At 64.8% G+C, this 21,777-nt stretch carries 19 protein-coding genes; 4 read left to right on the top strand and 15 right to left on the bottom strand.

The annotated features are described in order from the left end of the window. Position 1: 1 nt before the first annotated feature. The 6 genes from WDM24_RS15600 to WDM24_RS15575 all read right to left on the bottom strand — a co-directional run bounded on the left by WDM24_RS15600 (position 2) and on the right by WDM24_RS15575 (position 6,642). Entirely contained in the window at positions 2 to 1,117 is a 1,116-nt protein-coding gene (locus WDM24_RS15600) for an ABC transporter ATP-binding protein (protein ID WP_414645724.1), read from the bottom strand. A gap of 12 nt (positions 1,118 to 1,129) precedes the next feature. Beyond that, positions 1,130 to 2,233: an ABC transporter ATP-binding protein gene (locus tag WDM24_RS15595; RefSeq protein WP_338699266.1), complete on the bottom strand. Its 1,104-nt coding sequence runs from the start codon at positions 2,231 to 2,233 to the stop codon at positions 1,130 to 1,132. 4 nt (positions 2,234 to 2,237) lie between these two features. Then, entirely contained in the window at positions 2,238 to 3,095 is an 858-nt protein-coding gene (locus WDM24_RS15590) for a carbohydrate ABC transporter permease (protein ID WP_166294546.1), read from the bottom strand. A gap of 14 nt (positions 3,096 to 3,109) precedes the next feature. Next, the gene (locus WDM24_RS15585; RefSeq protein ID WP_338701237.1) at positions 3,110 to 4,039 is read right to left on the bottom strand and encodes a sugar ABC transporter permease; all 930 of its coding nucleotides are present in this window, start codon (positions 4,037 to 4,039) and stop codon (positions 3,110 to 3,112) included. Between the two features lie 120 nt (positions 4,040 to 4,159). Further along, positions 4,160 to 5,599 (bottom strand): extracellular solute-binding protein, encoded by a 1,440-nt coding sequence (locus tag WDM24_RS15580; protein WP_338831778.1) that lies wholly within the window; start codon positions 5,597 to 5,599, stop codon positions 4,160 to 4,162. A gap of 26 nt (positions 5,600 to 5,625) precedes the next feature. Then, a complete protein-coding gene (locus WDM24_RS15575; protein ID WP_338699261.1) occupies positions 5,626 to 6,642 on the bottom strand; it encodes a sugar-binding transcriptional regulator in 1,017 nt (338 codons plus the stop codon). A 134-nt stretch (positions 6,643 to 6,776) separates the two neighbouring features. On the opposite strand from WDM24_RS15575, the gene WDM24_RS15570 reads away from it, so the two are divergent. From WDM24_RS15570 to WDM24_RS15560, 3 genes are read left to right on the top strand one after another with little or no spacing between them, the layout of a single operon-like run. Continuing rightward, on the top strand, positions 6,777 to 8,057 hold the full coding sequence (locus tag WDM24_RS15570) for an FGGY-family carbohydrate kinase (RefSeq protein WP_338699259.1): 1,281 nt from the start codon (positions 6,777 to 6,779) through the stop codon (positions 8,055 to 8,057). Continuing rightward, positions 8,054 to 8,923 carry a TIGR01459 family HAD-type hydrolase gene (locus WDM24_RS15565; protein ID WP_338699257.1) on the top strand — a complete coding sequence of 290 codons (870 nt, stop codon included), beginning with the start codon at positions 8,054 to 8,056 and terminating at the stop codon, positions 8,921 to 8,923. The genes WDM24_RS15570 and WDM24_RS15565 overlap by 4 nt, the downstream gene beginning before the upstream one ends. A gap of 11 nt (positions 8,924 to 8,934) precedes the next feature. Then, positions 8,935 to 9,963 (top strand): class II aldolase/adducin family protein, encoded by a 1,029-nt coding sequence (locus WDM24_RS15560; RefSeq protein ID WP_338699255.1) that lies wholly within the window; start codon positions 8,935 to 8,937, stop codon positions 9,961 to 9,963. Between the two features lie 55 nt (positions 9,964 to 10,018). On the opposite strand, the gene WDM24_RS15555 is transcribed toward WDM24_RS15560, so the two are convergent. The 8 genes from WDM24_RS15555 to deoC all read right to left on the bottom strand — a co-directional run bounded on the left by WDM24_RS15555 (position 10,019) and on the right by deoC (position 19,368). Beyond that, positions 10,019 to 11,113 carry a sn-glycerol-3-phosphate ABC transporter ATP-binding protein UgpC gene (locus WDM24_RS15555; protein ID WP_338699253.1) on the bottom strand — a complete coding sequence of 365 codons (1,095 nt, stop codon included), beginning with the start codon at positions 11,111 to 11,113 and terminating at the stop codon, positions 10,019 to 10,021. 80 nt (positions 11,114 to 11,193) lie between these two features. Further along, a complete protein-coding gene (locus WDM24_RS15550) occupies positions 11,194 to 12,654 on the bottom strand; it encodes an extracellular solute-binding protein (protein ID WP_166294530.1) in 1,461 nt (486 codons plus the stop codon). Between the two features lie 23 nt (positions 12,655 to 12,677). Further along, the gene (locus WDM24_RS15545; RefSeq protein ID WP_338699251.1) at positions 12,678 to 13,715 is read right to left on the bottom strand and encodes a carbohydrate ABC transporter permease; all 1,038 of its coding nucleotides are present in this window, start codon (positions 13,713 to 13,715) and stop codon (positions 12,678 to 12,680) included. Next, on the bottom strand, positions 13,712 to 14,587 hold the full coding sequence (locus tag WDM24_RS15540) for a sugar ABC transporter permease (protein WP_338699249.1): 876 nt from the start codon (positions 14,585 to 14,587) through the stop codon (positions 13,712 to 13,714). Before WDM24_RS15540 ends, WDM24_RS15545 begins: the two co-directional genes overlap by 4 nt. A gap of 7 nt (positions 14,588 to 14,594) precedes the next feature. After that, positions 14,595 to 15,518 carry a ribokinase gene (gene rbsK / locus WDM24_RS15535; RefSeq protein WP_338699247.1) on the bottom strand — a complete coding sequence of 308 codons (924 nt, stop codon included), beginning with the start codon at positions 15,516 to 15,518 and terminating at the stop codon, positions 14,595 to 14,597. A gap of 5 nt (positions 15,519 to 15,523) precedes the next feature. Next, positions 15,524 to 15,979 carry an RbsD/FucU family protein gene (locus WDM24_RS15530; RefSeq protein WP_338831776.1) on the bottom strand — a complete coding sequence of 152 codons (456 nt, stop codon included), beginning with the start codon at positions 15,977 to 15,979 and terminating at the stop codon, positions 15,524 to 15,526. An 81-nt stretch (positions 15,980 to 16,060) separates the two neighbouring features. Next, positions 16,061 to 18,448 carry an aldehyde dehydrogenase family protein gene (locus WDM24_RS15525; RefSeq protein WP_338699243.1) on the bottom strand — a complete coding sequence of 796 codons (2,388 nt, stop codon included), beginning with the start codon at positions 18,446 to 18,448 and terminating at the stop codon, positions 16,061 to 16,063. 2 nt (positions 18,449 to 18,450) lie between these two features. Then, positions 18,451 to 19,368 (bottom strand): deoxyribose-phosphate aldolase, encoded by a 918-nt coding sequence (gene deoC, locus WDM24_RS15520; protein WP_338701234.1) that lies wholly within the window; start codon positions 19,366 to 19,368, stop codon positions 18,451 to 18,453. A gap of 348 nt (positions 19,369 to 19,716) precedes the next feature. On the opposite strand from deoC, the gene WDM24_RS15515 reads away from it, so the two are divergent. After that, positions 19,717 to 20,511, top strand: coding sequence for a DeoR/GlpR family DNA-binding transcription regulator (locus tag WDM24_RS15515; protein WP_338699241.1), 795 nt, complete (start codon positions 19,717 to 19,719; stop codon positions 20,509 to 20,511). Between the two features lie 80 nt (positions 20,512 to 20,591). Here WDM24_RS15515 and WDM24_RS15510 read toward each other — a convergent pair whose 3' ends face one another. Beyond that, the gene (locus WDM24_RS15510) at positions 20,592 to 21,743 is read right to left on the bottom strand and encodes a substrate-binding domain-containing protein (RefSeq protein ID WP_338699239.1); all 1,152 of its coding nucleotides are present in this window, start codon (positions 21,741 to 21,743) and stop codon (positions 20,592 to 20,594) included. Positions 21,744 to 21,777 lie beyond the last annotated feature (34 nt).

Raw genomic sequence — 21,777 nt, 5'->3', positions numbered from 1 at the left:
GTCAGGACCCCTCCGCATGGCGAATGCAGGTTCCGTCGCTTCCAAAGATGTGCAGGTGACGCGGCTCCAGCGCGAAGGAGACAATGTCGCCCGGCCGCGCGGCGACGCGGCCGGGGGTGACCGCGATCAGCATGCGACCACCGCAATCGCCTGCGACATGCGACTGATCGCCGAGCCACTGGTTGGAGACGACCTTGACCCTGACGTCGCCGGTCCCGACCACGATCTTCTGCGGACGAATGCCGATCCGGACCTCTCGCGTGCTGGTGAGCGCCTTCGCCGCCTCACTGTCGAGCCCGGCACCGCTGATTTCGAAACCCATGTCTGTTCCGACCGACAGGCGAAAGCCGCCATCCGAGCGCGTTACCTCGGCGTCGAGCAGATTCATCGGCGGCTCGCCGATGAAGCTCGCAACGAACAAATTGGCGGGCCGGCCCTTCAGCTCCCTCTCGCTGGCGAACTGCTGCAGCACGCCGCCCTCCATCACCGCGATACGGTCGGCCAGCGCACTCGCTTCGGTCTGGTCGTGGGTGACGAAGATCGCGGTCATGCCACGCTCGGCAAGCAGGCTCTTGATCCGGCCGCGCAGCACCGCGCGCAGCTGCGGTTCGAGCTGCCCCATCGGCTCATCGAGCAGATAGAGATCGGCGTCGCGCACCAACGCACGCGCCAGCGACACGCGCTGCTGCTGGCCGCCGGAGATCGCGCGCGGATAGCTGTCGAGGATGTCCTCGATTTCGACTAGGCGGGCAATCTCGTCGACGCGACGCGCCATCTCGCCGCGCGGCAGTTGAGCGGATTTCAGCGCGAACGCGATGTTCTCGCGGACTGTGAGCGGCGGATAGAGCGAATAGCCCTCGAAGGCCATCGCCACCTTGCGCCGCGCCGGCGGCAGCTCGTGGATCCGCCGCCCGCCGAGCGCGATCGATCCGGCCGAGACGTCCTCGAACCCCGCGATCATGCGCAGTGTCGAGGTCTTGCCGCAGCCCGACGATCCCAGCAGCGCGACGATCTCGCCCTTCTCGACCGCCATGTCGAGTGCCCGCACCGCGTGCACCGGAGGCTTGCCGCGGCTACGGTAGACCTTGTCGATGCCTTGAAGCTCGAGCATGTCCATGGCCATCTGCTCCTATGCCGCCTTGAGCCGCGGCGACGGCCCGATCCGGAGCCCGGTCGCGCGATCGAACAGCATCGCGGCATCGGGCGCGAAGCGGACGAAGACGGTATCGTCGGCCGCACCTTTCGACGCATCCGGCGGCAGCGCCGCCAGCCATTCGGTTCCGTCAGCGAGACGCAGCAGCAGCACCGCCTTCTCGTGCATCGGCGTGATCGCGAGAATGCGCGCCGGAATGGCGTCGTCCGTGGACACGGACGAGACCGCGAGATCCTCCGGCCGCACGCCAAGCCAGCACGGACCGGTGGGTGCCACGCCATCGGCAGCACCGAGCCGCATCCTGGCGCCAGCGACCGCGGCCGATAGCATGCCGTGCTCCGCGATCGGTGAAACCTCGGCGAGGTTGATGGTCGGGTCGCCGAACAGCCGCGCCACCGCAACTGACGCGGGCTGGGCATAGATATCGGCAGGCGTCGCGACCTGCGCGAGCCGGCCGTCGACCAGCACCGCGATGCGGTCGGCGATCGCCATCGCCTCGCGGTAGTCCTGGGTCACGTAGAGCACCGCGGCGGTTCCGCGCCGCAGCAGGTTCGGCAGCTCGAGCCGCATCTCGTAGCGCAGTTTGGCGTCGACGTTGCGCAGGGGATCATCCAGCAGCAGCACATCCGGATTGCCGATCAGCGCCCGCGCCAGCGCCGTCCTCTGCTTCTGTCCGTTCGACAATTCGCGTGGCGTGTGGCCGAGCACGTGCTCGATCTTGAGCAGCTTGCTGATCGCGGCAACACGGCCCGCGACATCGCTGCCGCCGGCCCTGGCGCGCAGCCCGCTTGCGATATTGTCGCGGGCGGTCATGTGCGGGAACAGGGCAAAGTTCTGGAACGCCATGCCGATACCGCGCCGCTCGGGCGGAGCACCGACGATCGAGCGGCCGCCGACCAGAATGTCGCCGTCGTCAGGCTCGAACATGCCCGCGATCATGCGCAACAGCACCGTCTTGCCGCTGCCGGACGGTCCGAACACCGCAACGATCTCGCCGGGCTCGACCGCCAACGACAGTCCGTCGGCGGGCCGTGCCGCACCGAAAGCCTTGCTCACCGAATTGATCTCGAGACGCGCCATCAGGTCAGCCTTTCACCGCGCCGAGCGAGAGACCTTCGACCAGATAGCGCTGCGCATAGAGCGCCAGCAACAGGGTCGGCGTCACCGATAGCACGATCGCCGACGCGATCTGGCCATACTGGATTCCGGAAGCGGTGACGAAGGCGAGCGCGCCGACCGTCACCGGCTGCTTGTCGGCGGAAGCCAGGATCAGGGCGAAGACGAAATTGTTCCAGCAGAAGATGAACGACAATAGCCCCGCCGCGGCAATTCCGGGTCCCGCCAGCGGCACCGCGATCTTGATGAAGGCCTCGCTCCAGGAATGCCCGGCCAGCCGGTAGGCATGCTCGATATCAGGACTGATATCCTCGAAATAGCCGCGCACGATCCACAGGATCAAAGGCAGCGCGATCAACTGATAGACCCAGACGATACCGATATAGGTGTCGTTGAGGCCGAGCTCCTGGTAGTACAGCGACAGCGGCAGCAGCACGAGCAGCGGCGGCGCGAAGCGGAACGACAGCAGCGTGAAGGCGATGGTCTCGCCGAGGCGGAACTTGAAGCGCGCAAAGGCATAGGCTGCCGGCACGCCGAGCAGCAGCGCCAGCAGCACCGCCGCGCTCGACAGCACGACGCTGTTGAAAAGATTGCGCATGAACGAGATTTGCAGATTGCCGGCCACGGTGCGCAGCTGGCCGGAGATCAGCGCCTCGTAGTTCGCAAGCGTCGGCTCGAACAGGATCCGCGGCGGAATCCGCAAGATCTGATCGTTGCTCTGGAACGACATCAGGAAGATCCAGACGATCGGAAACATGAAGAAGATCAGGATCAGCGTGAGCGCCACGCCGCGGAAGACGCGACCGGCAAGGCTGGAATGTTCCATCGTGCCCCTCCCCGTCACGCGTGGCCGTGCGCACGCGCGCGCAACCGCAGCCAGTTCTTGATGAAGATGTTCGAAAGGATATTGGTGATGAGCCACAGGATCATCAACAACGCCGCTGACCTGCCGACATTGGTGTACTGGAAAAATTCCAGATAGGCCTGCACCTGGAACACCATCAGCCGGTCGCCGGGGCCGCCCTGCGTCATCGCATAGATGATGTCGAACTGCTGGATCGAGTCGAGCAGGCGGAACAGCGACGCCGTGATGATGTAGGGCGCAAGCATCGGCAGCGTGATGCGGAAGAAGACAAAACTCGCCGGCACGCCGTCGAGCGCGGCGGCCTCGAACGGCTGCCGCGGCAGCGAGCGCAGCCCCGCCAGCAGCAGGATCATGATGAAGGGAGTGTAGACCCAGATGTCGACCAGCACGACCGTGAACAGCGCCGTCGACGGATCGGAGGCCCACTTGAAATCGGTGACGCCGAACAGGCTGACCAGATAGGACAGGATGCCGAAGCTCGGATTGGTCATCAGCTTCCACATCAGCGCGGCGATCGCTGGCGCCGTCATCAGCGGCAGCAGCAGCATGATCGAAACCGCATTGTGGAAGCGGGTCGGCCGGCGCAGCAGCAGCGCAATGCCAAGGCCCAGCAGCAGCTCGAGCACGACCGTCAACGCGGTGTAGGTGATCGAGACGCGAAACGTGTTCCAGAACGCGGGGTCGGAGAGAAAGTCGATATAGTTGTCCAGGCCGATGAAACCGCGCAGATAAGGCAGGTTCAGCCGGTAGCGCTGCAGCGAATAGATCGCCGCGGTCACGAACGGAACCAGGATCGCCACGCAGATCAGCAGCGCCGGCAGGCTCAGCAGGTATGGCAGCAGGCGGCCGCGCGGCCGTGGCTTGGCCGGCGCCGTCGGCGCGTTCGTTTGAAGAAGTTGGACCATGCTCATGATGATACGAGATCGCGTTCGGCTGGCAACGCCGCCGGCTCGGAATGGGGCTAGTCTCCGAGCCGGCGGAAGGGCGTGGTGCGGAGGAGGATCAGGCACCACGCAGTTGATGTGTCAGCCGAGACCGGCCTGCTTAAGCTGGCGGTTGATGCTGTCGGCGAGCTTGTCCAGCCCCTCGTCGACGCTGACCTCCTTCGCCACCATCTTCTGCAGCGAGGCGGCCCACTCGGTCGTCAGGTCGAAGAACAGCGGCTGCGCAGTGAAGTAGATCTTGGCGCCGGGCGCGGAGACGTCGTGCTGCTCGAGGTAGCCGGGATAGGATTTCGCGATGCGATCGCGGAACTCACTGTCCTTCCACACCGATGCGCGGACCGGATTGACGAAATCCATCTTGCGCGCACCGAACAGGTCGTGCTCGACGGAGGCGGCCCACTGCATGAACAGCCACGCCGCGTCCTTCTGCTTGGAGAAGGTCGACATCGCGAGCGACCAGATCCAAACGTTCGGGGTTGGCGCCTTGGCGGCCGGATTGGCGGCAAACGGCGCGTAGCCGAGATGCCCCTTCTCCTTGTTGTCGCCGCCATTCATGAAGTAGCCGAGGATATCGGCATCGAAGATCATGCCGGAGGCGCCGGCGCCGACGTCAGTGCCGACCTGGTACCAGGTGTAGGTCGACCAGTTCTTCGGTCCCGAGGTCTGGATCATCTTGACCCATTTCTCGTGGAAATCCTTCGAGGCCTTGGTGTTCATCGCGGCCTTCAGCTTGCCGCCCTCCATCACAAAATCCTTCTGGCCGAAGTTCGAATAGGCCGACAGGAAGCCGGGATGGATGCTCGCCCAGGAACGCGAGCCGCGCACACCGATGCCGTAGGGCCCGCCGGCGTCCTTGGTGATCTTGGCCGCGACCTCCAGCATCTCGTCGAGGTTCTTCGGCGGCTTGACCCCGACCTTGTCGAAGATGTTGCGGTTGTAGGTGATGTTGTTGAGCTCATAGCCCCAGGGGATGCACCACTGCTTGGCCTTGCCCGAGCCGAGTTCGGAGCCGGCGACGCCGTCCCATGCGGTTGAGGCACGCAGGCCGGGCAGGACGTCGTCCCAAGCGAAGGCCGGGTTGGTCTTGGCGGGATCCTTGATGTAGGTGTTGAGGTCCTCGATCCAGCCCGCCGGACCGTAGGTCCAGGTCATGTAGGCGCCGGTCATGAAGGCATCGTACTGGTCCGACTTCGACGACAGTGCCGCCGTCACCTTGTCGAAATAGACGTCCTCCGGGAAGATGTCGTAGGTGACATTCATGCCGGTCAGCGACTTGAACGCCTCAATGTCGCCGATCATTGCGTCGACGTAAGGGTGCTTGTTCAGCAGCAGCTTGACGCTCTTGCCGCTCTGGGCCTTCCAGTTGAAGTCCGCGGCCATTGCCTTCGACATCGAGGAGGCGAAGGTGGCGTTTGCAGCGATGCCCGCGATGCCGAGCTTGGCGGCGCCGTCGAGGAGATCGCGGCGGCTGATGCGTTTGGCAGCGTAGGAGTCGAACAGATTCTTCTCGCGATCGAACATGTATTTCCTCTCCTTGTTGACGCTTGTTATGTGTCCTTCCGGGTCTTGCTTCTTGTCTTGCCGGATGTGGTCTCCGGCTTGTCTGTTGCGAGTGCCTTTGCAGTCGCTTCGTCGATGATAAGGCCGTGCAGAACGCCGCTGCGCAGCACCCCGCGCAGCGCGGTCACCTTGGCCGGCCCGCCGCCGATGGCGACGATCCGGTGCTTCCTGAGATCGGGCATGCTCATGGAGGTGGCGCGGGCCGAGAGATCGGTGTCCAGCACGGTTCCGTCGGCGCTGAAGAAATGTCCGAGCAGATCGGCGCAGGCGCCGACACGCTTCAGCTCGACCAACTCGTCGGGCTTGATCATGCCGCTCGACACCAGAAAGCCGTCGCGGCTGATCTGGCCGATGCCGACGAACAGCAGCGAGGCCTTGCGCGCCAGTGCGAACACGTCGGCGATGCCGAATTGCTGCATCAGCACGGCGCGGTCGGCGACCGAATTGGCGAACACCGGCACCGGCAACAAATAGGCTTCCGCGCCGGTGCGCTCGGCGAGCTTGTGAATCACGTCGAACGGATTGGCGGCAAATTTTCGCGTCAGCCCGCCGAGCAGCGACACGAATTGCGCGTCGCGCGCCTGCGTTTGCGGCATCTGCTCGACCACGGCGGCGAGCGTGCGGCCATGGCCGACGCCGATCACCTTGTCGTCGCCGCGCTCGAGGATCTGGCGCAGGAAGCTCGCACCTTCCAGCGCCAGCGCCTTCAGGGGCAGATCGCCCTCACCAAGATCGGGCGCGACGCGGCAGAAGGAAAGACCAAAGCGCTGCGTGAGATCGTTCTCCAGCGCGACGCATTCGGCGACCGGCCCCTCGACGAAAACGCGAATCATGCCCTCGCGGCTGGCGCGCGCGATCAGGCGGTGCGCCTTGGTGCTCTGGATGTTGAGGCGGTCAGCGACCTCCGACTGCGTGAGCCCGGCCGCGAAATACAGCCACGCTGCACGCGTCGCGAGTGACGCCTCGCCGTCGGTCACCGGCAGCCTGTCGGGCGATGCAGCCATGTCCTGAAAAGTCCGCTTGCAAATTTCTTCACGTCCTGCAAAAAATTGCAGAGGCCGGACGGGGCGTCAATCCCCCAAACGTGCTGCAGCGCAACCAATGTTGAAGCGCGCGCACCAAACAGCGGTGAAGTCGGATGGGAGGTTTGTATCTCGGCATTGATGTCGGAACCGGAGGCGTCCGCGCCTGTGCAATCGACACCGAGGCCGGCATCCGCGGCTTTGCTTCGGTCGCACTGCCCGCACCGCGCGTCGACGGCAACGCGATCGACCAGACACCGGAGCTCTGGTGGCAGGCCGCGGTGGCCGCAATCCGCAAGCTTGGCGAGACCGTCAGTCTCGGCGACATCACGCGCATCGTCGTGGACGGCACATCGGGCACGCTATTGCTGGTCGATGCGGCCGGCCGCCCCTGCTCGCCGGGGCTGATGTACAATGACGCGCGCGCCACACGCGAGGCGATGCGCGTTGCGGCAATCGCACCGCTCGAAAGCGGCGCGCATGGCGCGAGCAGCGCACTCGCCAAGCTGCTCTATCTGCTGACCCACGGCTATATCGGCGATGCGCGCCACGCCGTGCACCAGGCGGACTGGATCGCGGGCCGGCTCACCAGCTGTCATGGCATCAGCGACGAGAACAACGCGCTGAAGCTCGGTTACGACCCGGTCGCGCGCGCCTGGCCACCCTGGCTTGACCAGCTCGGTGCGCGCGACGATCTGCTTCCCGAGGTGCTGGTGCCGGGCACGCCATTCGCCGAGATGGATCCGCAGATCGCGCGGTCGCTGGGGCTGCCCCCCACAGCACAGGTCGCGGCGGGCACCACCGATGGCGTTGCGGCCTTCATCGCGACGCGGGCCGACCAGCCGGGCGATGCCGTCACCTCGCTCGGCACCACGCTGGTGGTGAAGCAACTTGCGACCCAGCCGATCTTCGCGGCCGACCAGGGCGTCTATTCGCACCGGCTCGGGGAGCGCTGGCTCGCCGGCGGCGCCTCGAACTCCGGCGGCGCCGCGCTTCTGGCGCATTTCACCGCCGACGAGATGGAGCGGCTGACACCGCAGGTGACGCCCAACGAGCCGACCGGGCTCGACTACTATCCGCTTCCCAAGCCCGGCGAACGCTTTCCGATCGCCGATCCCGCGCTGGCCGCACGGATCACGCCGCGCCCGGCGGAAGATCATCGCTTCTTTCAGGGCCTGCTCGAGGGCATTGCCTCGGTGGAAGCCCTCGCCTATCGGCAGCTGGCGCGGCTCGGCGCACCGCGCCTGCGCCGCGTCATCGGGATCGGCGGCGGCGCGAAGAACGACGCATGGACCAGGATCAGACACCGCATTCTCGGCGTTCCTGTCTCGGTCGCCGAGCAGACCGAAGCAAGCTTCGGCGCCGCGCTGCTGGCGCTGAATGGCGGTCCGCCATGAAGGCCGATGCGACCGCGATCGCCGGCCTTCACGCCATCGTCGACCGCTTCGATCACGTGCTGCTCGACCAATGGGGCACGCTGCACGAGGGGCTGGCGGTGTTCCCTGCTGCGCTGGATTGCGTGGCAAGGCTGCGTGAGGCCGGCAAGCGCATCCTGATCCTCTCCAATTCCGGCAAACGCGCCAGCAGCAATCAGCGACGGCTCGCGGCGCTCGGCCTGCCGCCGGAAGCCTATGACGGCGTGTTGTCCTCGGGCGAGGTCACCTGGCGCGGCCTGCATGCACGCGAGCAGCCTCCCTTTGCAGGGCTCGGACGCGCATGCTTCCTGATCTCGCGCGACGGAGACCGCTCGATCGTCGACGGCACCGCTCTCGCGATGGCTTCGACCGTGTACGAGGCTGATTTCATCCTGCTCGGCGGGCTCGACGATGATACGGCCGAGCCCGAGCGCTGGCGTGCGCTGCTGACGGCGGCCGCCGCGCGGCGACTGTCGATGCTGTGCGCCAATCCTGACCTCGTGATGTTCGGCGCCGCCGGGCTGATCCCGGCACCTGGCGCGCTTGCCGCATTCTATCAATCACTCGGCGGTACCGTGCTGTTCGTGGGCAAACCGTATCCACCGATGTTTGCTGCCGCGCGCGACCAATTGGGACATCCGCCGCCGGACCGGATCCTCGTTATCGGCGACTCGCTCGATCACGACATCGCCGGTGGACGTGCCGCCGGCATGCTGACCCTGTTGATCGGCTCCGGCGCCCACCGGGCGACGCTGGCGCAGGCAAGCAATCTGCCGCAAGCGATCAGGATCGCAGCCGGCACGGCGGCACGGATGCCGCACTGGACGATGGACCATCTGATCTGGTGAGAACACCCCCGATGCGACAGCCTCAAATACTGAACGAATTGCGCCAGATGTCGGCTAGCGTCGGCGCCAATATCCTGCTGGTTCAGGGTGCCGGCGGCAATTCGTCGGTCAAGGATGGCGACGTGCTGTGGGTGAAGGCGTCGGGCACTTGGCTCGCCGATGCCGAGGACAAGGACATTTTCGTACCGGTCGCATTGTCGGCTGCGCGCGCCGCGCTTGCGCAAGGCGACGAACGGGTGCCGCTCGCTCCGAACGCCGGGACGACGCTGCGCGCTTCGATCGAGACCTCGCTCCATGCCCTGATGCCGCACCAGGTCGTGCTGCATGTCCATTCGGTCAACACCATCGCATGGGCGGTGCGAACCGATGCCCGCGACGAATTTGCCTGGCGATTGGACGGATTGGCTTGGCGTTACCTCGACTATCACCACCCGGGACTGCCGCTCGCACGCGCGGTCAGCGAGGCGATTGCACGGGATGCGGTCGACGTCCTGGTCCTCGGCAATCACGGCCTGGTGGTTGGCGCAGCCACCTGCGACGCGGCGGCGGCCATGGTGGCCGACGTCGAGGAGCGCCTCATGCTGGAGCCGCGCAGCGCGCCAACCGCGGATCACGACGCGCTCCGAACGATCTGCGCAGGCGCCGGCTATCGCCTGCCGCGGGATCCGCGCTGCCACGACATTGCCACCGACCGCTACAGCCGCGCGATCGCAACCAGCGGCTCGCTCTATCCTGATCACGTCGTCTTCCTTGGCCCGGGACTACCGGTCCTGGAACATCGCGAGAACCTGAGCGCCATGATCGCACGGACCATTGCGGACGGGCTGGCGCCACCGGTTGCCCTTCTCGTCCCGGACGTCGGCAGCCTCATCCGCGAGGACGCCAGCGACGGCGCGGAAGCCATGCTGACCTGTCTTGCACTGGTCACCTGTCGCCTCCCCCTGACTGCACGCCTCAACTATCTAGCGGCAGAGAGTGAGCATGCGTTGCTGAATTGGGATGCCGAGCGATATCGCCAACAACTGACTGCCGATCGCTGATCCGACCAGGACCGAACGATTTAAGGCGCTCAATCTTCGAAGCGCCATGTCCGCCTTACGTCGGAATGATCTTTCCCGACGATTTGTCGAACAGATGCACGCGATCGAGATCGATTCCTACGTCGAAGGGCCGATCCGGCTCCGCGGTGGTACCGACCTGCACCTGCGCAGTGAATGGAAAGTCGCTGACGGCGCCAATCACCAGCGTGTGCGGCCCCAACGGCTCCACATCCTTCACGATCATACGGATTGTGCTGCCGGCCGGAGCGCCCTGCGGAAGGACGTGGTCCGGCCGCACGCCAAGCACGACCGGCTTCTCGATGCTCCCCGCATAGGCAGCCTCGCGTGATTTCGGCAATCTCAGCGCTGTTCCCGACGGCTCGGTGAAGAGCAGCGCACCGTCGCGCGCGACGATCTCGCCATGAATGAAATTCATGCTGGGTGCGCCGATAAAGCCCGCCACAAAGAGATTGCTCGGCTTCTCGTACAGCGTGATCGGGTCGGCCGCCTGCTCGATCCGGCCGCGGTTCATCACGACGACACGATCGGCCATGGTCATGGCTTCGACCTGGTCATGGGTCACATAGACGATGGTCTTGGCGAGCCGGCGATGCAGCGCCTTGATCTCGGTCCGCATCTCGATCCGAAGTTTGGCATCGAGATTCGACAGCGGCTCGTCGAACAGAAAGACATCGGGGCTGCGCACGATGGCGCGGCCGATCGCCACGCGCTGGCGTTGGCCGCCCGAGAGCTGCTTGGGACGCCGGTCGAGATACTGTTCGAGGTCGAGTACCCGCGCCACATCCTTGACCGCCTTCTCGATGCCGGCGCGTGGTTCGCCCCGCACCTTCATGCCATAGGCAATGTTCTCGCCGACGGTCATATGCGGATAGAGCGCGTAGTTCTGAAACACCATGGCGCAATTGCGCAACCCCGGGCGCAACTGGGTGACGTCGCGGTTTCCGATGCGGATGGTGCCGCTGGTGACGGTCTCAAGTCCCGCGATCATGCGCAAAGTTGTCGTCTTGCCGCAGCCGGATGGGCCGACAAGCACGACAAACTCCTTGTCGGCCACGTTGAGATCAAGCCCTTCGATGATCTTGTAGGGCCCGTATGCCTTGCTGACGTTCTCGATCTCGACGTGCGCCATAAAGTCCTGTTTCCGTCTCCGAAGATCATTGAAGCCCCAGATGACGATCGCGCGTCATCCGGGGCCATCTCAATGGCATGCTAGTTCTTGGGCGGCAGGCCCATCGCCGCGCGATAGGCGGCGAGCTGCTTGGCACGGCCGAACTCGTCGGTCAGCCGATTCCACTCCTTCGCGATCGCGTCGAGCGCGGCCTTCGGCGTGGTCTGGCCCGCCAGCGCCTTGCCGAGCTCGATCTCCACGACCTCGGTGTAGGAGAAGTAGCCGGGCAGACGCATGTCGAGCGCGACATTCTTGGCGTTGATGGAGTCAGACTGCGCGCCGAGATATTCCTTGGCCTCCTCAGGCGAGAAGATCTTGCTCCAGAGCTGCAGATTGGCGGTGTGCGACTTGCGATACGGATTGACGCCGCTGCCGCCGGTGATCGCCGCCTGGCCGGACACATCCGGACTGGTCAGCGTCTTGACGAAGTCCCAGGCCGCCTGCTGGTTCTTGCCGGCCTTCGGCACCGCGACCTGCCAGCCGCCGAATGCCATGAACGGGCCCGGCACAACACTCGGGAACTTGTCCCAGGTCTTGGTCTTGGCGTTCCAGATCTCGTCCGAACCGGGCAGCATCGCCGAGCCGACCTTGCCGGAGATCTTCGATTGCTTGGGATCGGCGGCGATGACGCCGGTGTCGCCCCAGCCGATCGACTCGGCCACCTGACCGCCGGCCACCGCCGCGTTCACCTCGCCGAACGAGAAGTTCAGCGCGTTGGGCGGACCGAGTTTGGAGGCCCGGATATACTCCTCCAGTCCCTTCACCCAGCCCGGATTGTTGATCTGCGCATCCATCGTCTCGGGATCGAAGAACATCGCGCCCGGATAGTTCGGATTGTTGGTGTAGGCCGCAGCATGGCTGAAGAAGAACCAGAACTGCTGGCCACCGCGGCGGAATGCCTCCGCCGTTCCCCACAATCCCTTGTCCGGGCGCTGGAAGAACTCGGCGATGTCGAGATACTGTTTCCAGGTCTTTGGCGGCGCGAGGTCATAGCCGTATTTGGCCTTGAACGCCTCCTTCTCCTTGGGATCGCTGAACAGATCGGTGCGGTAGGTGTAGGTGTGGACGTCGCCGTCCATCGACTGCGAATAGATCTTGCCTTCCCACACCATCAGGCGCTCGCGGTAGGCCGGCTCGATGTCATCCCAGTCCTTGCCGGACTGCATCTCTTTCGGCATCTCGCTGAGATAGGGCACGAAATCCGGCAGCCAGGCCGGCGCGAAGCTGACGAGATCGAATGTCGCGTCCGATGCCGTGAGCGAGGTCGCGATCTTCGGATAGAGCTCCGACCATGGAAACTCGACGACGTTGACCTTGCCGCAAGTCTTCTTCGCCCATTCGTCGGCGCCGAGCTTGAGCGCGGACGCGATATAGGGGCCGGTCTGCGACGCCACCGTCAGGGTGACGCCGGTATAGTCCGGGCTGCAGGCAGCGCTCGCCTCGCCCACGCCGCAAACTGTCGCCAGCGAAGTGGCAAGCATCAGGAACGTTCGTCGCAACATTATTTTGTCCTCCCTAGGTTTTCTTACTTGATAGCTCCGAGCAGCAGGCCCGACCGCATCATCCGGCTGAGCAAACCTGCCATGATCATCATCGGAACGATGGCGACGAGCGCCGCCGCCGAGATCGCCCACCATTCGTCGCCGCGCTGGCTGTTCTGCCCCGCCACCAGGATCGGAAGCGTCTGCCATCGCGAATTGGTCAGGAACAGCGCAAACAGGAACTCGTTCCAGACAAAGGCCAGCGTGATCATGAACGTGGCGAGCAACCCGTTCATCGACATCGGCACCACGATGCCGACGAAGATGCGCCAGCTCGGCACGTTGTCGACCATCGCGGCTTCCTCGACCTCGATCGGGATCGCCTCGAAGAAGTCGCGCATCAGCCAGACCACGATCGGAAGCGAGAAGGCGACGTAACACAGCGTCAGGCCGATATAGCTGTCGATCAGCTGGAAGCCGAGCCGGCCGATCTCGCTGTAGAGCAGATAGAGTGCAAAGGCCGTGACGATCGGCGGGAACATGCGCTGGCTGACGAACCAGAACAGAATGTCCTCGTTACCGAGGATCGGCCCGGGCAGCGGCAGGCGGTTGGCAATGATCGCAACGGCCAGCGCGATCGGGAACGCGAGCAGCAGCGCCTGCGGTCGGGTGAATCCAAAATTATTATTGAAGACGAGGTAACCGCCGAGTGCGAGCAGGAAGAAGGCAAGGCCCGCACCGAGCCGGACCCTGAATTCGAACCGCACCAGCGCATAGGCGGCCATCGCGCCGATCGCGGTGGCGATCGCGGCTGCCGACAGGCCCACGATGGTCGAGTTCAGGAAGGTCCGGAAGAACTCGCCGCGGATGCCCTGATAGAGGTCGATGAAGGGCTGCAGGGTCGGCGTGAAGTCGATGAACGGCAGATAGGTCGGGCCGCCGACCACGCCGGGCGGCGTCTTGAACGCGGTCACGACCACCCAATAGAGCGGAAACACCGTGATCAGGCACCAGACGAGAACACCCGCGGCGACCAGCCGGCGGCTCCAAGGCGACAATCCGGTCAAGCCCTGCCCGCTCATCGGCGCTTCTCCAGATGCGGCCGGAGCAGCGCCAGATAGGTGACGCCGATGATCGTGATGGCGATCAAGAACAGGAAGCTGAGCGCCGACGTGTAGCCGAGATTGAACTTCTTGAAGCCCTCCTGATAGGCGAACAGGGTCAGGGTCTCGGTATCGACTCCAGGCCCGCCGCCCGTCATCACGAACACGGTGTCCATGATCTTGTAGCTCTCGATCAGGCGAATGAAGACCACCGCGGCCGAGATCGGCAGCAGCATCGGAAAGGTGATGCCCCAAAACTGCTGCCAGGCGCTGGCGTTCTCGAGCTCGGCGGCCTCGTAAACGTCCTCGGGCAGCGTCTGCAGGCCGGCCAGCATCATCAGGATGATAAAGGGCGTCCACTGCCAGACCTCGACCGCGATGATGCAGGCGAGCGCCCAGTGTCCATTGGTGAGGAACGGCAAATTGACCAGGCCGAACTTGCCCAAGAGCTGATTGAGCGGTCCCATGGTCGGGTTGAAGATCATGCGCGCGACCAGCGCAACCGCGACCGGCGCGAGCAGCATCGGCAGCAGCAACGCGACGCGAAACAGCCGTTCGCCCGGCACGCGCGCATTGAGCGCGAGCGCCACCCCAAATCCGATCGCATATTGCAGGCCCACGGCGATGAAGGCGATCAGCGTCGTGGTGAAGATCGCATTCCAGAACCGCGGCTCCTGCAGCAGCGCGGCATAATTGCCCAGCCAGACCACCCGCGGCGGGATCGGCGGAATCAGGCGGTAGCTGAGGAAGCTGGTGGTCAGCGAATAGATCAGCGGAAAGATCGAGATCGCCAGCACGACGAGCACCGCTGGCCAGATGAAGACGTGCTTGATCGGATCATTCCGCATCATCGGAGGATCAGCCCTTCAGCAGCGCTTCGATCTCCGCACGCCGCGGCATCGCCGGCGCCGTCCCCGGTCGCGTCACCGAGATTCCCGCCGTGGCCGAACCGAAGCGCGCAGCCTCCAGCGGATCGACGCCATCCGCGAGCGCCGCCGCGAAGCCGCCGACGAAGGCGTCGCCCGCGCCGGTGGTCTCAACCACCTTGCCGGCCGCGAAGGGCGGCACGTGCAACGAGCGGTCCCGCGCATGGAACAGGGCGCCGCGCTCGCCGAGCGTGATCAGCGCGGTCCCCGCCCCCTTGGCCAGCAGCGCGTCGCCGGCGCGGCGAGCGCCGTCGAGATCGCCCACCGCGATCCCGGTCAACGCTTCGGCCTCAGTCTCGTTGGGGACGACATAGTCGCACAGCGCAAACAGGCTGCTGTCGAACTTGATCGCCGGTGCCGGATTGAACACCGTGATGCTGCCGGCCGCGCGCGCAATTTCAAGCCCCCTGAACGCCGCGTCGACCGGCTGCTCGAGTTGCGTCACGAACACGCGGCTGTCGCGAATGGCACCCGCCACCGCGTCGATATCGGCTGGACTGATACCGCCCGCAGCACCCGGCACCACGATGATCGCGTTATCGCCGCGCGTCTCGTGGACATAAATGAACGCCGCGCCGGTCGGCGCTTCCGCCGTCCTGGCCACACGCGGCCGGATTCCCTCGGCCTCCCAGGTCTTGATCGCAAGTTCGCCGAAGGCGTCGCTGCCGATCCTGGAGATAAAGGTCACGGCAGCGCCCGCACGCGCGGCCGCGACCGCCTGATTGGAGCCCTTGCCGCCGGGTCCCATCGCAAATCCTGACCCGGCGATCGTCTCGCCGATCGCGGGCATATTGCCCGCACGGAACGCGAGATCAACGACGAACACGCCGAGGACGGCGACGCCATTCCTGCTCATGGGAATCATTCTCCGTCCGGGGCGACCACGCCCTTGCTGAACAGGAAGCAGCCGTAGAAGCGGCGCTCGCCGGTTGCGATCACGCAATAGGCGGACTTGGCTTTCTCATAGAAGGCGTGGCGCTCGACGCCGACCAGCGGCCAGGATCGCCCTTCCGCGCGATCGATCGCGGCCTGCACCTCGCGCTGCACAGGCGGCACCTCCTGCGGCTGGCCGACGATCTCCATCCGGATGGCCGCATCGTCGACGAAGGTATCGAGCGGCATGACGGAGAGAATGGCCTCGATCGCCCTCGCGGTGCTGACATTGTCGATACGCAGCAGCCGGCCGAACACCGTCTGGCGCGCGATGGAATCGGCTGGAAAGTTGGTATCGCAAACGACCAGACGGTCACCATGCCCCATGGCGCGCAGCGCATAGAGCACATCGGCATTGAGCAATGGATCGATGCCCTTCAGCATGTTGCCTTCCCTCCTTGATCCTCGAAATCGTCCGAACTCTGGCGGTTCGGATCCCCTGTTCGCTACGGTGACGCGTCGCCCCTAGTCACCATAGGGGATCCAGATGTTCTTCACCTGCACGGCGTGGCGCAGCAGGATCGTGCCTTCACATGCAGCCCTGTCGTACCAATCGAGCAACAGACCGTGATCGACGAGCGTGCGCTTGAGATTGCCGATCGACAGCCGTTCCGCCGCCGCCGACGCCTCCTGCGATCCGAACGCCCAGAGCGCGTCGACATCATCGTGCTCGGCGAGGACCTTCACCAAACCGTCGCGATCGCCCGTGACGATATTGACGACGCCCGCCGGCACATCCGATGTCTCCAGGACCTGGTAGAAATCGGTCGCGGCGAGCGGATGCCGCTCGCTCGGCACGACGACGACGCGATTGCCCATTGCTATCAACGGCGCCACCAGACTGACGAAACCGAGCAGCGGCGCCTCGTCCGGGCAGGCCGCACCGACGACTCCGATCGGCTCATGCATCGCGAGCGCCACGCCGCGCAATGGCGGCGCGTGGACAGTTCCTTCGAATTTGTCGGCCCAGGCCCCATAGCTGAACAGCCGCTCGATGCTCGTGTTGACCTCGGCACGCGCCTTGGCGGCCGTTATGCCCGTCATGTCGGTGATACGCCTGGCGAATTCGTCACTGCGCGCGGACAGATTCTCGGCAAGGTAATAAAGGATTTGGGCGCGATTATGCGCCGTCGCCCGCGCCCAGGCTTCGGCGGAGCGCGCCGCGGCCACGGCATTGCGGATGTCCTTGCGGTTGCCCTCGCCGGCCTCGCCGAGATGCCGCCCCTTCGGCGAAAGCACCGCGCGCGAATAATTGCCGTCGGGACGAACCTGCTTGCCGCCGACAAACAGTTTTGCCGTGCGATCGATCGCCGGCACGCCATACCCGCCATCATCAGCGACAGGCGCCGGTGGCGGCAACGCCTCCACGCGCGCCTTGCGCCCGCTCCACGCCTTCGGCTTCAGATACTCGTACATGCCCTCGCGGCCGCCCTCGCGGCCGAAGCCGGACTCGCGGTAACCGCCAAAGCCGACGCTGGCATCGAACAAATTGGTCGCGTTGATCCAGACGACGCCGGCCAAAAGCTTCGGCGCGATATCCAGCGCCAGCCCGATCGTCTCGCTCCATATGCTTGCGGCAAGCCCATAGCGCGTGTTGTTGGCGAGCATCACCGCCTCGTCGGGCGTGCGGAATGTCATCGCCACCAGCACCGGCCCAAAAATCTCCTCGATCGCCACCGTCGAAGCCGGATGCACATTCCAGAGCAGGGTCGGCGGATAGAAGCAGCCCTCCGCCGGCAGCGCGCCCGGCGCCTGATATTTCTCGGCGCCCTCCTTCACCCCGGTCTCGACCAGCGACTTGATCCGCTCAAGCTGCACAGGCGCGACCACCGCCCCCATGTCGATCGCCTTGTCGAGCGGCGGCCCGACGCGAAGCGTCTCCATGCGCCGGATCAGCCGCCGGCGAAACGTCTCCGCGATACCTTCCTGCAGCAAGAGCCGCGAACCGGCGCAGCAGACCTGCCCCTGGTTGAACCAGATCGCATCGACCACGCCCTCGACGGCGCCGTCGATGTCGGCGTCATCGAAGACGATGAAGGGCGATTTGCCGCCGAGCTCGAGCGTCAGCGACTTCCCGGTGCCCGCGGTCGACTGGCGGATCAGCCGGCCGACCTCGGTCGATCCTGTGAATGCGATCTTGTCGACGCCCGGATTCTCGACAAGCAACGCACCCGTCGCGCCATCACCGGTCACGACGTTCAGCACGCCCGGCGGCAGACCGGCCTCCGCCGCAAGCTCGGCGAACAAAAGTGCCGTGAGCGAAGTAAATTCCGCGGGCTTGAGCACCACCGTATTGCCTGCGGCCAGCGCAGGCGCGATCTTCCACGCCAGCATCAGCAGCGGGAAATTCCAGGGAATGATTTGTCCGATCACGCCGATCGGCACCTGATCGGCGAACTCGCGCTCCTGCAGCTGGGCCCAGCCGGCGTGATACAAGAAATGGCGCGCGGCGAGCGGCAGGTCGAGATCGCGGGTTTCCCGGATCGGCTTGCCATTGTCGATCGCCTCCAGCACCGCGAACAACCGCGCGTGACGCTGCAGCATGCGCGCCAGTGCATAGAGATGGCGGGCGCGGCCGTGGCCGCCGAGCTTGGCCCAAAGTGGTTGCGCTGACCGCGCGGCGCCGACCGCAGCCTCGACATCGGCGGAAACGCCCTGCGCGATCTTCGCCAATGTCTTGCCGGTGGCCGGCTCGATCGTCGTGAGGTGCTTGCCGGATTGCGGCGCGACAAACTTGCCGCCGATGCAATGTCCGAAAGTCGCGTCGTGCCGCTTCAGCCAGGCGCGCGCCTCGCCGTCGGCCTCGGGCGCGGGACCATAGTCCATGGTCTCGTAGTATTGTGCGACGCTCATGCTCAGCCCACGGGATGACGGTTGAAGGCCGAGTAGCGGCCGGTGACGTGATGCTCGAGCTGGCGCTCGATGTCGGCGAGCAGGCTGGAGGCGCCGATGCGGAAAAGATCCGGCTCGAGCCAGTCGCGGCCCAATTCCTCCTTCATCAGGAATTGATAGTTGAGCACGTCCTTGGCGGTCGAAATTCCCCCGGCCGGCTTGAAGCCGATCCTGTAGCCGGTGCGCTCCTGGTAAAGGCGGATCATCCGCAGCATTGCGAGCGTCACGGGCAGCGTTGCATTGACGCCTTCCTTGCCGGTGGAGGTCTTGATGAAGTCCGCGCCGGCCATCATGCAAACCATCGAAGCCTTGGCGACGTTGCGCAATGTCTTGAGGTCGCCGGTGGCCAGGATCGTCTTCAGATGCGCCTCGCCGCAAGCCGCGCGAAAATCCCTGACCTCCGTATAAAGCGCACGCCAATCGCCGGTCAGCACATGCTCGCGGGTGATGACGATGTCGATCTCCTGCGCGCCGTCGCGGACCGACGCCTCGATTTCCTTGAGCTTAATGTCGTGCGGCACAAGGCCAGCCGGAAATCCGGTCGACACCGCGGCGACAGGGATACGGGATCCGTCGAGCGCCTCGACCGCCGTGGCGACGAAACGGTGATAGACGCAGATCGCGCCAGTGTGCAGATCGCGCCCGGCAAAGCCGAGCGCCTCGAGCAGGTCGCTGCGGACCGGCGCCTTCGCCTTGGCACAGAGTCGCTTCACCCGCTCCGCGGTGTCGTCGCCATTGAGCGTCGTCAGATCGATGCAGGTGATCGCCTTGAGCAGCCAGGCGGCCTGCGCGTCCTTCTTGACAGTACGCCGGCCCGGCAAGCTCGCCACGCGCCGCTCGGCGGCGGACAGATTGATCCTGATGTCGTCGACCCAATCCATCTCGAGCGGTCGGCCGCTGTTGCGCGCGACCGGATAGAGATCGCCATCGCCCTGCGCACGGGGCTGCACCGGCACCGCGGAAGGGTTTGGCATGAGCACGCTCTGCACCATCGCAACGCCCGCGGTTCTAGCGAATCGAGCAGATCGGCAGATAGACTGAATGTGTCCATTGCAACATGGGATCCTCCCAGACCTTGCCCGCCGGAGCCGCAGCCCGCCGATGCATGACATCGTCAGACCGCGGATTGGCCGCCAGCCCTCGATGTTATTATTGTAACATATTGTCGTTGCTAAACTCACATCATTGTAAGATCATTGTCAACCGGATAAGCAAGCTCGGTGAGCAAAATGGCTGAAACACCGAACGCACGACCCAGCGAGACACGCGTTCAGCGCCTGCAGCGGCTGCGCCGCGCTGTCGAAAGCAGCGGCGCGCTGCACCTGAAGGATGCCGCGGAGCTGCTCAAGGTGTCCGAGATGACGGTGCGGCGCGACCTCGCCGGACCGGAGGCTGCGCTCGCCCTGCTCGGCGGCTACGTCGTGAACGCGGCGTCTCCGACCGGCATCAAGTACACGTTCGAGCAGGAGATCGATCAGCACACCCAGGACAAGCTGCTCGCCTGCCGGTCGGCGGCGGCATCGATCAAGGAAGGCGACACGATCTTCATCGACTGCGGCACCACGATGCAGTCGCTGGCGGACTGCCTGCCCGAGGATCTGCCGCTCTCGGTGATCTGCTATTCGATGAATGTGGCGACGATCGTCACGCGGCGACCGGCCACGCAGGTGATGCTGATGGGCGGGCTCTATCATCCGTCATCGCAGTCGTTCTCGTCCGACGACGGGCTGTCCTATCTGCGGCGGCTCGGGATCAACAAGGCCTTCATCTCCGCCGGAGGCCTGCACTGGACCCGCGGCTCGAGCTGCTCCAATTTTCACGAGGTCGCGATCAAGCAGGCTGCGATCGCCACCGCGATGGAAAGCATTCTGGTCGTCGATGCCAGCAAGCTCGGCAGTCTCAAGCCCGCCTTCTTCTCGGACGTCAGCGCGTTTTCGCGGATCATCGTCGGCGGCTCGGTGCCGTCAGACATGCGCAAGCACTTCCGCAGCCTTCCTGTCGAGTATGTGACGAGCGCAACCTGATCCGAACGGGGGCTGGCTCGCCCGGATCAGGCTGGTCGGCGATGCGTGGCCTCGCAAAACCGCGCATCGCGGGTCAAGGCTCAGTTGCAGGCAGGCTTGGCCTTGTTGCAGGCATCCATCAGTTCGGGCGGCGGCTCCTTCTTGAACACCGTCTTGTAGGACTCCAGCACGTTCGACTGCGTCACCGGCAGCGACTGCACGCCGATCCAGCCGGGCGTTTCCTTGCCGAGCAGCGCATTCATCATCGCCAGTGCCTCGGCGACGCCCTGATCATAGGGACGCTGCGAGCCGGTCGCCTTCAACGGACCGCCCTTGGCGATCTCGATCGCCGATTGCAGGCCGAGGTCAACGGTCGTGACCGGGATGTTGATGCTCTGAGCGCGCATCGAACTCAGCGTATCCAGCGCCGGCTGATCCCAGACCGCGAACAGGCCCTTGATATCAGGGTTGCCGGTAAGGAAGTCGCCGGCGATCTGCGAGACCTTCGGCGGGTCGGTGAAATCGACCTGCTTCAGCTTGATGTCCGGCCGGTTCGCCTTCATCCACTCGCGCACGCCCTTGGTGCGCTCGTTGGTGCTGAAATAGTCGACACCGAAATTGACCAGGCCGATGGTGCCGCCCTGCGCAACGCAGGACGCAAGGATCTGGGCTGCGATCAGCCCGTTGCCCTGGCTGTCTGCCGAGACCATCGCGGCATATTCCTCGGGATGTTTCAGGCCGGTCGGGATGCTGTCCATCAACACCAGCTTGATGCCGGCCTTGGCGATCTTCTTGTAGGTCGGCGCGGTCGCGGTGAAGTCGACCGGGATCGAGATGATGCCGTCCGGATGCTGCTGGATCGTATTCTCGATATCGGCGATCTGCTTGTCGACCTGATATTCGGCGGAGGCGACGCCCGTCACCGTCACGCCGTATTTCTTCAGCGTGTCGGTGATGCCCTGAATCTGGAGCTGCGACCAGTCCAGGTTGACAGTCTGCATGGAGATGCCGACCTTGAAATGCTTCTCCTTGATCTTGGCAGCATCGGCGTCCGACAGCGCGAGCACTTCGGGTGAGGCGGCCTTCTCGCCATGCGGTCCCTGGCCGACGATCGATTTCGGCCCGAGCGTCGCGAGGTCAACACCCTTGACGCAGGTTGCGGGGACTTCGGCGCGGGCCGAGGAAGCGATCGAGATGGCCGTCGCAGCAATCAGCATGGTCAGCGGCACACTTTGTCGCAAGATTGGCTTCATTGTTTCCTCCCATTTTGGTCGCCGATTGACCGAG

This window comes from Bradyrhizobium sp. 27S5, from assembly GCF_037217225.1.
Classification (GTDB): Bacteria; Pseudomonadota; Alphaproteobacteria; order Rhizobiales; family Xanthobacteraceae; genus Bradyrhizobium; species Bradyrhizobium septentrionale.
Note: the sequence above shows the minus strand (reverse complement) of the source record. Positions and strands in the feature narration are given on the sequence as shown.